Raw genomic sequence first — 12,379 nt, 5'->3', positions numbered from 1 at the left:
GCAAAAGCTACGTACGTTTTGCCACGCGTTGCGGGCTTTTTTTGCGCGTGGTAGTGCGCTTTTTTCGCTTGGTTTTGCGGGCGGGTCGGGCCTGGCGTTCGGCTTTGCGCACGGCGCGGTTTTCTAGGCGCTGTGGCATGCGGGCAATTAGCCGCTCGCGGGCAAACTGGGCCAGCGCCGACAGTGGAATGCTGTGAGAGGTTTGCAGCAGCTTGGCCACGTCGCGGCGGCGCAGCACCGGCAGGTGGTGCAGGCCGTAGCCCAGCAGAAACTGTTTCACTTCTTCCAGCCGCAGCAAGCCGGCTACGGCAGCCCGCTCCACGGTGGCGTTGTAACACGCCGGGCGATGCTCGCGCAGTTCCTGCTCCGTGGCCACCAGCACGCCCACCCATTCGGGCAGTTGCGGCAGCAGCTTGGCGAGGTGCTTTTCGGTTACTACGAAGGTCACGAAATCGTAGGCGCGGGCGTAGCAGGGCAGCTGACTGCCCACGCGCTGCAGCGTGTCGCCGTCGCCTTTCACCTCGTAGCCGTGCATGAACGCGGGCGTAATGTGCACCACGTCGGCGCGGGTGGTGCCGGTGGGCAACTCGTCGACGTATACGCCGCTCTGAAGCAGCGGATAAAGCAGGGCGCGGATGTCCGGGTCGTTCATGGAACCCCGAAGATACGATGCAGGCCGCTTCCCTCCGAGGCATGTTTCCCGTTGAAATGCCTCCGATGAATTCCTGGCTGGCTCTTCATCAGTAGTAAAATTCAGTTGGCCGAATACTTGGCACAAACCGCTTGGCATAGCATAATGATGTGGCTGGCTGCGGTATATAATAGAGCGAAAGTGCTTTGGTGATAGAAAGAAGTGCAAATACAAGGATCTGTAAATCAGTGATTTTAAACCCGTAAAGTACGCCTTGGTCTAAAGGCGCCGACGGACTTGCCCGGTAAATGCGCCGGCGGGTTTATCTTTCACAAATGGGCCCGTGCAACTCGCATGCTCATAACGTCTCTTTGAGTTGTTCCCGCTGGGCAGTAATGCCGGGCTGGTCTTCTACCTCTGACCTCGCTACTTCGTTATGGCTTTCTTCCGTTCTACGCTGGGTGTGTACGCGTCGCTGCTTCCTGGTTTTTTCCTGCTGCTTCCCAATTCGCCGGCGCCCAAGCGCGACGAGGTGCCACCGCAGAAAAAGGAAATTCTGTTGCACACCGTGGCCCAGGGCCTGACCATGGCCCACGTGCAACCCCAGCAGCTCGACGACGCTTTCTCGCGCCGCGCTTTTGCCCTGTACCTGCAGCGCCTCGACAACAACAAACGCTTTTTGCTGCAATCCGACATCAAGCAGTTGCAGCAGTACGAAAAGGAAATCGACAACCAGATCAAAGCCGGCAAGCACGACTTTCTGGACCTGACCACCAAACTCATGGACCAGCGCATGCAGGAGGCGCAGGTGCTTTACCGCGAACTGCTGGCCAAGCCCTTCGATTTCACCGTCAACGAAACCTTCGAGACGGAGTCCGACAAGCTGGATTACCCGGCCGATGCCGCCGCCCGCCGCGACTTGTGGCGCCGGTTGCTTAAGTACCAAACCATGGTGCGCTACGCCGAGCTACTTGACGAGCAGGAGCGGCAGCAAAAAAAGTCGTTAGCTTCCACCAAAGCAGTGCCCTCCGAAGCCGTTGTTTCGGCTCCGCTGCGCACTCCGGCCCAGCTGGAGGAAGACGCCCGCACCCGTGTGCGCAAGTATTACGAGGAGTGGTTTAGCGACCTGCGCCAGACCGATGCCGCCGACCGCCTCACGCAGTTTGCCAACGCCGTAGCCAACACCTACGACCCGCACTCGGAGTACTTCGCGCCGCGCGACAAAACCAATTTCGACCTCGCCTTAACCGGCCGCCTCGAAGGCACCGGCGCGCAACTTGGGGAAAAAGACGGCCAGATTACAGTAGCCTACATCGTGCCCGGCAGCGCTGCTTACCGTCAGGGCGAGCTGAAAACCGGCGACGTGATTCTGCGCGTGGCCCAAGGCCCCGCCGAGCCCGTGGCCGTAGAAGGCATGCGCTTCGATAAAGTGGTGCAGATGATTCGGGGCAAGAAAGGCACCGAAGTGCGCCTGACGGTGAAAAAGCCCGACGCCACCACCAAGGTTATTTCCATCATCCGCGACGTGGTGGTGATTGAGGAAACCTACGCGCAGTCGGCGGTAATCGAGGAAAACGGCCGCAAGTTTGGCTACATCCTGCTGCCCAGCTTCTACGCCGACTTCAACCAGAATGGCGGCCGGAGCTCGGCCCAGGATGTGGCCACGGAGCTGGAAAAGCTCAAGAAGGAAAACGTGCAGGGCGTGGTGCTGGACCTGCGCTTTAACGGCGGCGGCTCCCTGCAGGACGCCGTGGAAATGGCCGGCCTCTTCGTGGAAAGCGGCCCCATGGTGCAAGTAAAGAGCCGGCAGCGCGCCGCCGACGTACTAGCCGACCCCGACCCGAAGGTGCAGTACACCGGCCCGTTGGTGGTGCTGGTAAACAAGTACAGCGCCTCGGCCTCGGAAATTCTGGCGGCTGCCATTCAGGACCACAAGCGCGGCGTAATTATGGGCAACACCACTTACGGCAAAGGCACCGTGCAGCGCGTCTTCGACCTCGACCAGGCTCTGCCGTCCGACTTTGCCAACCTGAAGCCGTTTGGGTCGCTGAAAATGACCATTCAGAAGTATTACCGCATTAACGGCGCGTCCACCCAGTTCAAGGGCGTAACGCCCGACATTGTGGTGCCCGATGCCTACAGCGCCTTTGCCGACGGCGAGCAGCAAACCAAGTACGCCCTGCCCTGGGACGAAATTGCGCCCGCTACCTACAAAACGGCCGCCACGGCCTTGCCGCTGCCTAAACTGGCGGCCGCCAGCCAACAGCGCGTAGCCGCAAACCCCGCGTTCCAGGTGCTAAACGAGTCGGTGCAGAACATGCTCAAGCGCCAGAAAACCACGCAGGCGCCGTTGCACCTGGCCACCTTCCGCGCCGAGCAAAAGCTGGTGCAGGCGGCTTCGGAGAAGTTCAAGCAGGCCCAAAACCTTGCCCCGGGTCTGGAAGTGTCGGCCCTGGGAACGGGCGTGGCTACAGATAGCGCCCAAACCCAGCGGCTGGCTCGTTTTACCAAGCCCCTGCGCAAAGACCTAACCCTGCACGAAGCCGTAGCCGTTATCAAGGACGTGCTGTAACCCGGTTTGCCGAACGCCGAAGCGCCGGCTTCTTTTCCCAATGCCTTAGGGAAAAGAAGCCGGCGCTTCGGCGTTCAGAAGACCAGGCAGTTGACTGAGTAAAGCTTGGCAAACACGTAGCTTCGGCGGCTTTACAGGGTTTTCTCGAGTTCTACCAGACTCAATTCCTGCTTCGGAGTGCCATGATCGGGCCCGGTAGGAAACGGCTGAATGACTCCCGTGGGCAAGTAGCCGCGCCGCTGGTACCAAGCCAACAGCTCGGGCCGCGCCGAAAGCACCGTCATGACCACAGAGCGGCAGGCATGCTGCGTGGCATGGTGTTCGGCGGCTTGCAGCAGGAATTTGCCAATGCCCAACGCCTGGTGTTCGGGAGTTACTGCCAGCATACCCAGGTATAGTTTGGGAGCCTGAACCTGCACGTACACGCTGCCAACCAACGGGCCATTCGTACCCATACGGCAGGCGAGAATGGCGGCGGCTGGTTGCGTGAGGAGTTCCGTTAGCGCGGCGGCCGAGGTGCGCGGACCTTCCAGCAGATGAGCTTCGTTGGTCCAGCCCGCTACCGCCCCGGCTTCGCCGCGGTAAGCGCGGTTAACCAGCGTCAGAAGCTCAGGAACATCAGCTGGAGTTGCGCTGACGAGGTGCAGGGAAGTTTGCATGGCGCAAAAATAGGCGGCAGGGCGAAGTTGGTGGCTGCTGAAACCGGGCTGAAGCGGGGAGGAACCGCTCACCACGGCGCGGCCCGCGTTTGCATCAGCGGCGCCTGGTTCAAGCAACGCGGGCAGCGGCTACCAGAGCCCTAGGTCCGGCGTAACGATGCGTCTCAGCCCCGCCATTACCGTAGGCCGCTCCGTTTGCGTACACACATGACCAAGACTGCCGGTGCCGGCGGTAACTCCTTTCACTTTGCCGCATCTTTCATGAAAACCACATCAGCTTATAGGCCCGAAGACCCAAGAAATCAGGCCCACCAAACCGACCCGAAGCAGGACCCCAAAACCAGCGGCACCACCCCGCCGCAACCCGCCGCGGTGCCCGAGCCAGTTGACGAAGACAACGAAGAAACGCCTGTCGACCCCGGTGCGGCCAACGTGCAGCCCGACACCAGCGGCGAAACGGACCCCGGCGCGAGCAATATCGGCGGCGTACATCCGCTGTAAACCTGCTTGGTTCGAAAGCTCACCGTTGCGCTACCGGTCCGCCGCCAATCCTAAGCACTCGGTATGGCGCGGGCAGCTAGCAGGTGGTCGTTTACCATGCCCGCCGTTTGCAGAATACTGTAGCAGGTAACGGGCCCCGTCATGGTAAAGCCTCGCCGCTTGAGTTCCTTGCTTAGGGCTTCGCTTTCGGGCGTGCTGAGTGGTACCGGGTTATTGGCACTGCGTTGGGTATCGAGCGGAAAGCCGCCCACAAACGCGTAGAAAAAGGCAAGTAATTGCTCGTCGCCGCCTAGCTCTTGGCGGAGGCGCAGCCAGGCCCGAGCGTTCTGCAGCGTGGCTTCCAGCTTGCGGCGGTTGCGCAGAATGCGCGGGTTGTGCAGCAAGTCCTCTACTTCCTCGGCGCCGAAACGAGCCAGGCGTTCGGGGTCGAACCCAGCCAGTAGTTCCCGAAATGCTTCGCGTCGGCGCAATACCACCGGAAAGTCGAACCCGATCTGGAAGGTGTGCAGCACCAAGTACTCAAACAAAATAGCGGCCTCGGCCACTGGCTCGCCCCATTCGTGGTCGTGGAAGTCGCGTAGCAATGGGCTGTGTTCGGCCCAGGGGCACGGCGCAGAAGGCATCATGCAGAGTAGTTAAACAAACGGTATAGCAGCAAAGAGGAATACGCACGCTTAAACCGAAGGTACTGCCGCTGGTTAAGCCGCAGCTCCCAGGTTTGTTTGCCGCATGGGGCCGCAGGTTTGCCGCGCGCTTGCGTATTTGCCGCCTTAACCTACCGCATATGCTTCAAGCTGCTACCCTCACGTTCCTCGCCGACCTAAAAGCCAACAACACCAAGCCCTGGTTCGACGCGAACCGGCCTGCTTACGACCTCGCCAAGGCCGATTTTCTGAACCTGGTGGTAGAGCTGCTTGCCGGCGTAGAGGCTTTTGACGCAGCCATTGCTGCCTCGCGGCTGCAGCCCAAAAAGTGCGTATTCCGCATCAACCGCGACGTACGTTTCTCAACCGATAAGTCGCCGTACAAATCCAACTTCGGGGCTTGGTTTAACGCCGGGGGCAAAGGCGCACCTACGGCCGGTTATTACCTGAACATCGAGCCTGCCAACTCCTTTGTGGCCGGTGGCCTGTACATGCCCGACGCCGCCGCGCTGGCCGCCATTCGGCAGGAAATAGATTATGACCTGCCCGCCTTCGAACAGCTGCTGGCCGGCCCCGATTTTCGACGCTACTTTACGGGCCTGAGCCAGGAAACCGCCCTGCGGCGCCCACCCAAAGGCTACGATGCCGCCAACCCAGCCTTGCCGTATCTTAAGTTGCGCAGCTTCACCGCCTCGCACCCTTTAACCGATGCCGAGGTTACCAGTCCGGAACTACAGGCCCGCGTAACCGCCGGCTTCCAAGGTCTACAGCCCCTGATCCGGTTTTTGAACCGCGGCCTGGACTAGGAATAATAGCAGTTGCCGGAAGAGCCGCTGCCCATCGTGTTACGGGAAAATGCCGAGCGCCTGGTAGCTCACGCCAACCTTTTCGATGGCGCTGTAAAAGGCGGCCGTGCGCAAATCCTCGATGCCTTTGATCTGATTCTGCACCTCCCGTATTTCGTGGTAGGCCACAATCATGGTATCCTCGAGGCCCGAGCGTACTAGGCTGATTTCGTCGGCGCCGCGCACAATCAGTTCCCGCTCCTGCGCGCTGATGCTCTTGCCGGTGGTTTGCTCGATGGTGGTAACCAAGCGCTGCAACGATGCCTCTTCGGCCCGTTTGCCCATGCGCCCGAAGCGTACGTTGGAAAGGTTCTTCAGCCACTCGAAGTACGACACGGTTACCCCACCGGCGTTTAGGTAGAGGTCGGGCAGAACCACTACGCCGCGCTCGAGCAGGATTTGCTCGGCGGCGCGGGTTACCGGGCCGTTAGCTCCTTCAGCCACCACTTTCGCCTGAATGCGGGCGGCGTTGCCTTCGTGGATCTGGTTTTCGAGGGCAGCAGGCAGCAGCACGTCGCACTCGTATTCCAGCAGCTTGCCCGAGTCGGCCACGTTTTCAGCGCCGGGGTAATTGAGGATGGAGCCGCCTTCGGTGCGGTGGCTCATCACGGCTTCCACATCCAGGCCGTCGGGGTTAAAAATGCCGCCTTCGCGCTCGGCAATGCCCGTAATAATGGCGCCGGCCTGCTGGCAGAAATGCGCGGCGTGGTAGCCCACATTCCCCAAGCCTTGCACAATTATGCGCTTGCCCGCAATGCCGCTGCTCAACTCCAGTTTTTTGAGCATGACCATGTCGTTAAACAGCTCACGCAAGCCGAAGAACACGCCCAAGCCGGTGGCCTCCGTGCGGCCCCGGATGCCGCCTTGGCCCACGGGTTTGCCCGTAACGCAGCCCAGAGCATTGGTGTCGCCAAACTTAAAAGCTAGGTAGGTATCGGCAATCCAGGCCATTTCGCGGCTGCCGGTTCCGTAGTCGGGCGCGGGCACGTCCATGCCCGGCCCAATCAGGTTTTTCTTGATCAGCTCACTGGCGTAGCGGCGCGTTACGCGTTCCAGCGTTTGCACGGAGCTGGTGCGCGGGTTGATTTTCACGCCGCCCTTGGCTCCGCCAAACGGCACGTCCACCAAGGCACATTTAAAAGTCATGAGCGTGGCCAGGGCTTTTACCTCTTCTTCGTCCACGTAAACGCTATAGCGGATGCCTCCTTTGCTGGGCAGTTTGTGGTGGCTGTGCTGCACCCGAATGCCTTCGAACACCTGCACGTGGCCATCAACTTCCACCGGAAAACTCACCTTGTACACGCTGTTGCAAACCTTGATTTGCTCCAGAATGCCCGGGTCCAGCCGGGAAAACCGCGCCGCCTTGTCGTAAAACTGCAGCACACTGTCGTAGAAATCTTTTCCCTGAATCGGCTGGCTCATATGCGCATGATTAGGTGAGGAAGTCTGCTTGCGAACGAGAAACCGAACCGCTCCGTTGCGTCGGCCCTTGCCTGATCTTGGAGACCCTGTCTTGGCATAAGGAGCAACATGCAAAAAAGACCCCAGCAGCATGCCAGGGCCATAGTTAATGGCGCAGCTCGTTGCCGCCTCTTCAGGCTTCGCGCATCCAGGTGCGAACGTACCGGCCCTTTGGGTCGTAGCGGCGGGCCTGCTGAGCCACGTCGAAAGCGGTGTCCCGCACATCGGTGCCGGTGCCGGCTATGTATTTCCAGTTGCCCCAGTTCGAAGCTGGGTCGTGGTCGATGAGCTGGTGTTCAAACCAGGCCGCGCCCCAGCGCCAATCTTGGCCTAAGTCGTGAATGAGGTAACTGGCCGCGTTTTGGCGGCCACGGTTGCTCATGAAGCCCGTGGCGGCCAGCTCGCGCATGTTGGCGTCGACGAACCCGTTGCCGGTACGGCCCTGGGTCCAGCTTTCAAAGGCGGCCCGGTCTGGGTTGATGGCCTTGGGCAGCTGGCCACGCAGGCCCGCGAGGCGGAAAAAGCCAGCCCCAGCGCGGCGGGCGAGCAGCCGGAAATAGTCGCGCCACACGAGTTCCATACGCAGCTGCTGGGAGCCTTTTCCGTTCGGGCCCGCTACGGCCTCGTAGTCGTTGATGGCCGCCCATATTTGGCGGGCCGACAAGCTGCCATTGGCCAGCCAGGGCGAAAACTTGGTGCTGAAAGCTTCGCCTAGCATCTCGTTACGGGTGTCGTTATAGCGCGCAATGAGGCGGCGGTCCACTATGTAGTCGTGCAGGCGGGCCAATGCGGCAGTTTCGCCCCCGCCTAGCGCTGGCAGTGCCGAACGAGAGTCGCGGCGGCGCTCTGCAGCCATTGATTGGCCCAGTGCTTCGGTCACAGCGGCTGCGCTGGGCAATGGCGCGGGCGTTACGCCGGCGGGCAGCGGCGGCAACTGCCGGGGGGTGGACAAGGGCGGGCGCACCTGCGTGCCCGCCGCTACATCAAACCGAAACTTGCTGAACGAAAGCGGCAGCTGCTGCACGGAGATGGGTAGGTCGTGCGGGTGCAGCAACGAAAGCGTTTCGAAGAAGCGGACGGGCACACTGCGGCCCAGAGCAGCTACGAGTTCGGTTTCGGCGGTAGTTTCTTCGTGCGGGTGTTCGGCACTCGTCCACACGGCGCTCAGACTTAATTCGCGAACTAGGCGCGGCAGCTCAATGGCAGGATTCCCGAACACAAAGTGGATACCGGAACCCAAAGTGGAGTATTGGCGCTGCAAATCGGCCAGACTTTCCAACAGAAACGGCAGGCGGTGCGGACCCAGCCGCGGCAGGCCCAAATAGCGGTCGGCCCCTAGGGCAGCCGGGTCGAAGCAATAGACGGGCAGCAGCGCTTCGGCGGAAGCTGGCAGAGCCGTCAGAATTTCGTTGTCGTGCAAGCGCAAATCATTGCGCAGCCAGTACAAGACTTTCATGCAGCAGGTTTCAGCGGCAGGTGTTTTGCCTTCGGTACAACGCCCGGACGGGGACAATGTTTGTGGCCCTAAATGCTGGTGCTTATGCCGCTTGAGCCTACCGAATGCCCTTTGCCTACAGTGCTCGGTTACCCGCTTTTAGCAATTCTTTTGGTAGCCGTCAGCTACTTGGTGCTGAACTATTTGATCAACCAGAAAAAGGAAAGTGCCCGGAAATAAAAACGCCCTCGGCGCAATGCCGAGGGCGTTTTTTGTGGTCACGTAGGGAGTCGAACCCCAAACCTCCTGGTTCGTAGCCAGGTGCTCTATCCAGTTGAGCTACGTGACCCTTTTCCGTCTAGCGGAGCGCAAAGATAGCCGCTGAAATTTCGGAAACGCAAATTACAAGCTGCTATTTCCGTGAAAAAGGGTCGTGGTGGGCAGCAAGCGACTGAAAGTCAGACAGAATTTTTTTGTCCTTTTTGCAGCGCGCGGTTCAGCGCCCGGTTGAAAAGCCAGTACAAGCCAAAAACCGATACCACAATCAGGGCTGCCACCAGCAGCTTGCCCGCGGTGCCGCTGTCGGGGTCGCTCACGGCGCTGAATACGTCTTGGGCTTTAGTGCCCAGCCAGTAGAAGAATAGGCTGCGCGGGAGCATGCCCAGCACCGAGGCCAGTAAAAACCGTTTCCGGTCCACGCGCATCACGGCCAGCACAAACGTCATGAGGGCGAAGGGCAGTACGGGAGAAAGGCGCGTGAGCAGGATGAGCTGCCAACTTTCGTTTTTCAGCTCCCGCATTACAGCATCGGCTTTGGGAAAATGGTGCAGGAAGGTGAGCATTTTGCCGTGGTCGAGGGCCGAGGCAATGGCGTAACCCACTAGGGCCGCCAAGGCGTAACTCACCACCATGCCGGGGAAGCCCAGCCAGCCGAAGTAAAAGCCCGTTACCAAGGCCACAAACGTGGTGGGCGTAAGCGCAAACGCCATGGTAAAGGCAATGAGCACGAAATACAGCCCCACCTGAACCGGCGTGAGCTGCTGCAACAAATCCTGATTGCGGTACAAAATCCAGGTGAGCGACGAGCTGCCCACCACGGGCATGGCCACCAGCAGGCCCATGGAGAGCAGGGTGGAGAAATTGGTGCGGAACAGGTCGCGGAGAAAACGCATGGGCAAACGGCAGCGGGCTAAATGCACGAGCGGACCGGCCACCGGGCCGGCCCGCTCGTGAGGCTGAAACGTAAAATCCGGCGCCGAAGCTACACTTCGGCCGGAGGATTACCGTTGTCGGCCGTTTCGGAGTAGGCCAGCGCGGGCTCCTCATCGGTTTTTGAACGACCCGAGAGGAAACGGCGAACGGCCGTGAAACCTGCAGCCAGCAGCGCCAGAATAACTTTCCAGAACTTGGCAATGAGGGCAAATGCACCCACCTTGGCCAGCACCTTGCCGGCTACCAAACCGCCAATGGAGTACGCGGCTACTTCGTCGATGTCGGGGTTGAAGTCGGCATAACGCAGGCCCTGGGCGAAATCGGTACCTTTTACTACGGCTGGAATCTGCGACTGTACCAGGCCAAGCTGCATGGAGTCGGCCACGGCGTTCAGGCTGAGCACGCCTTTGCGGCCGAGCAGGCGCACGTCGTAGTTGAGGGTGGGCGTCTCGCTGCCCTCAAATTGCAGCTTTTTGGCCCAGTGCAGGGCGTGGGTTGCCTTGTCGTAGTGCGGTGCAACGGCCCAGCCGAGCAACTCGAAGCCGCCGTAACCAGCAGCCTTGCGGGCTTCGTTGTTCTCGCGGGTTTCCGCCTGCATGTCGGCCAACAATTCGTCGTAATTGATGTCTTCGGCGTCGTCGTCTTTCACGTAGCCCATGGGCTCGTAACTAACCACAAACGCCCAGTTGCCTTCGGCAATTGGGCCCTTATCGGCGGGGAAAAGCATGCCTTTAACACCTTCGGTGGCCGTTTCGGGGTTGCCCCAGAGGTTTACCAACACGCGGCGGCTTTGTTCGGCATCGAGAAAGCGCATACCGGCAGGCACGGTAAGACTGCCCAGGCCTTCGGGAAGCTGAATTTTGCCGGTCTGGTAACGGAAAGTGGCGTTAACGGAATCGATGCGGGCCTGACGCAGGGCGGTCGAATCGATGGGCGTGCTGGCGGCCCGGGCACTGAGTGCGGGCAGAAGGAGCAAGCAGAGGAAGCGTAGAAGTTGTTTCAAGCGGTAAAGGGTAAAATGAGAAATAGGTACAAACCGGTGCAAGGTAGGCGCTTACAATAGCTTAGCCGGCAAGTGCCGCCAAGAAAAATAGGCCTGTTACCTTTGGGCTCTTTCGGCGTTTCCTGTTTCTCAGAATCAACCCTTCGCTATGAAATTCGGCACCAAAGCCATTCATGCCGGTGTACATCCGGACCCTACTACCGGCGCCATCATGACGCCCATTTACCAGACCTCGACCTACGTGCAACGCTCGCCCGGCGACCATAAAGGCTACGAGTACTCGCGTACGCACAACCCCACCCGCACCCAGCTGCAGGATGCCCTGGCGGCGCTGGACAACGGCACCCACGGCCTGTGCTTCGCCTCCGGTATGGCTGCCATCGACTGCATGGTGAAGCTGCTGGAACCCGGCGACGAAGTGGTGGCCACCAACGACCTGTACGGCGGCTCCTACCGCATTTTCACCCGCATCTTCGCCAAATACGGCATCAAATTCCACTTCGTGCCCATGCACGACAAAGAAGCCGTGCGCGCCGCCTGCAACGAACGCACCAAGCTTATTTGGGCCGAAACGCCCACCAACCCGCTGCTGCACATCATCGACATCAAGGCCATGGCCGAGGTGGCTAAGGAGTCGGGCGCGCTGCTGGTGGTTGATAACACCTTTGCCACGCCCTACCTGCAAACCCCGCTGGAGCTGGGCGCCGACGTGGTCATGTACTCGCTCACCAAATACATGGGCGGCCACTCCGACGTGGTTATGGGCGCCTTGGTAATGAAAGATGCCGAGCTGGCTGAGCGCCTCGCTTACATCCAGAACGCCTCGGGTGGTACGCCTGGTCCGCAGGACTGCTTCCTGATTTTGCGCGGTCTGAAAACCCTGCACGTGCGCATGCAGCGCCACTGCGAAAACGGTCGTGCCGTGGCCGAATACCTCAAGCAGCACCCCAAAGTAGGGCAGGTGTACTGGCCCGGTTTCGAGTCGCACCCCAACCACCAGGTGGCGCGCCAGCAAATGCGCGACTTCGGCGGCATGATTTCCTTCGTGCTCAAAACCGATAAGATTGAGGACGCGGTGGCCGTGCTGGAGAAGTTCGAGCTGTTCTCGCTGGCTGAAAGCCTTGGCGGTGTGGAAAGCCTCTCGGGCCACCCCGCTACCATGACGCACGCCAGCATTCCGGCCGAAGAGCGCCGCAAAGCCGGCCTGTCGGACTCGCTTATTCGCCTGAGTGTGGGCATTGAGGACGCTGAGGACCTGATTGCGGATCTGGCTCAGGCCATCGGCTAATGCGCTTGCGTTTGCTTGCTGCCTTGAGTGGCTTGCAGTTCGTACTAGTACGTTGCTAAAAGTTGCCCTCGATATAAAGCCGTCTGCTCCACAATGAGTAGGCGGTTTTTTGTTGGGTAGAGTTTAAA

At 60.1% G+C, this 12,379-nt stretch carries 11 protein-coding genes and 1 tRNA gene; 4 read left to right on the top strand and 8 right to left on the bottom strand.

Features of this window, described 5'->3' with window-relative positions; genetic code table 11:
- Positions 1 to 7: 7 nt before the first annotated feature.
- Positions 8 to 652 (bottom strand): sce7726 family protein, encoded by a 645-nt coding sequence (locus ABD903_RS04800; RefSeq protein WP_345221891.1) that lies wholly within the window; start codon positions 650 to 652, stop codon positions 8 to 10.
- Between the two features lie 415 nt (positions 653 to 1,067).
- On the opposite strand from ABD903_RS04800, the gene ABD903_RS04795 reads away from it, so the two are divergent.
- Positions 1,068 to 3,203 carry a carboxy terminal-processing peptidase gene (locus ABD903_RS04795; protein ID WP_345221889.1) on the top strand — a complete coding sequence of 712 codons (2,136 nt, stop codon included), beginning with the start codon at positions 1,068 to 1,070 and terminating at the stop codon, positions 3,201 to 3,203.
- 131 nt (positions 3,204 to 3,334) lie between these two features.
- Here the strand turns inward: ABD903_RS04795 and ABD903_RS04790 are convergent, their stop codons facing one another.
- The gene (locus ABD903_RS04790; protein ID WP_345221887.1) at positions 3,335 to 3,862 is read right to left on the bottom strand and encodes a GNAT family N-acetyltransferase; all 528 of its coding nucleotides are present in this window, start codon (positions 3,860 to 3,862) and stop codon (positions 3,335 to 3,337) included.
- A 207-nt stretch (positions 3,863 to 4,069) separates the two neighbouring features.
- Between ABD903_RS04790 and ABD903_RS04785 the strand changes: the two genes are divergently transcribed.
- Positions 4,070 to 4,363 (top strand): hypothetical protein, encoded by a 294-nt coding sequence (locus ABD903_RS04785; protein ID WP_345221885.1) that lies wholly within the window; start codon positions 4,070 to 4,072, stop codon positions 4,361 to 4,363.
- Between the two features lie 50 nt (positions 4,364 to 4,413).
- Here ABD903_RS04785 and ABD903_RS04780 read toward each other — a convergent pair whose 3' ends face one another.
- Entirely contained in the window at positions 4,414 to 4,989 is a 576-nt protein-coding gene (locus ABD903_RS04780; protein WP_345221883.1) for a DNA-3-methyladenine glycosylase I, read from the bottom strand.
- A 158-nt stretch (positions 4,990 to 5,147) separates the two neighbouring features.
- Here ABD903_RS04780 and ABD903_RS04775 point away from each other — a divergent pair, with 158 nt between their 5' ends.
- Positions 5,148 to 5,813 carry a DUF2461 domain-containing protein gene (locus ABD903_RS04775; protein WP_345221881.1) on the top strand — a complete coding sequence of 222 codons (666 nt, stop codon included), beginning with the start codon at positions 5,148 to 5,150 and terminating at the stop codon, positions 5,811 to 5,813.
- Between the two features lie 39 nt (positions 5,814 to 5,852).
- Here the strand turns inward: ABD903_RS04775 and ABD903_RS04770 are convergent, their stop codons facing one another.
- The 5 genes from ABD903_RS04770 to ABD903_RS04750 all read right to left on the bottom strand — a co-directional run bounded on the left by ABD903_RS04770 (position 5,853) and on the right by ABD903_RS04750 (position 10,963).
- The gene (locus tag ABD903_RS04770; protein ID WP_345221879.1) at positions 5,853 to 7,274 is read right to left on the bottom strand and encodes a Glu/Leu/Phe/Val family dehydrogenase; all 1,422 of its coding nucleotides are present in this window, start codon (positions 7,272 to 7,274) and stop codon (positions 5,853 to 5,855) included.
- A gap of 172 nt (positions 7,275 to 7,446) precedes the next feature.
- Positions 7,447 to 8,769, bottom strand: coding sequence for a DASH family cryptochrome (locus tag ABD903_RS04765; protein ID WP_345221877.1), 1,323 nt, complete (start codon positions 8,767 to 8,769; stop codon positions 7,447 to 7,449).
- Positions 8,770 to 9,023: 254 nt separating this feature from the next.
- Positions 9,024 to 9,097 (bottom strand) — tRNA-Arg (locus ABD903_RS04760).
- A gap of 109 nt (positions 9,098 to 9,206) precedes the next feature.
- Positions 9,207 to 9,920: a TVP38/TMEM64 family protein gene (locus tag ABD903_RS04755; protein WP_345221875.1), complete on the bottom strand. Its 714-nt coding sequence runs from the start codon at positions 9,918 to 9,920 to the stop codon at positions 9,207 to 9,209.
- A gap of 89 nt (positions 9,921 to 10,009) precedes the next feature.
- Positions 10,010 to 10,963 (bottom strand): DUF2167 domain-containing protein, encoded by a 954-nt coding sequence (locus ABD903_RS04750; protein WP_345221873.1) that lies wholly within the window; start codon positions 10,961 to 10,963, stop codon positions 10,010 to 10,012.
- Positions 10,964 to 11,111: 148 nt separating this feature from the next.
- On the opposite strand from ABD903_RS04750, the gene ABD903_RS04745 reads away from it, so the two are divergent.
- On the top strand, positions 11,112 to 12,251 hold the full coding sequence (locus ABD903_RS04745) for a cystathionine gamma-synthase (RefSeq protein WP_151077952.1): 1,140 nt from the start codon (positions 11,112 to 11,114) through the stop codon (positions 12,249 to 12,251).
- Positions 12,252 to 12,379: the final 128 nt, after the last annotated feature.

Origin of the sequence: Hymenobacter koreensis, assembly GCF_039541855.1 — a bacterium.
Lineage (GTDB): Bacteria > Bacteroidota > Bacteroidia > Cytophagales > Hymenobacteraceae > Solirubrum > Solirubrum koreensis.
The sequence above is the reverse complement of the archived record's forward strand: the minus strand, read 5'-3'. Positions and strand labels throughout refer to the sequence as shown.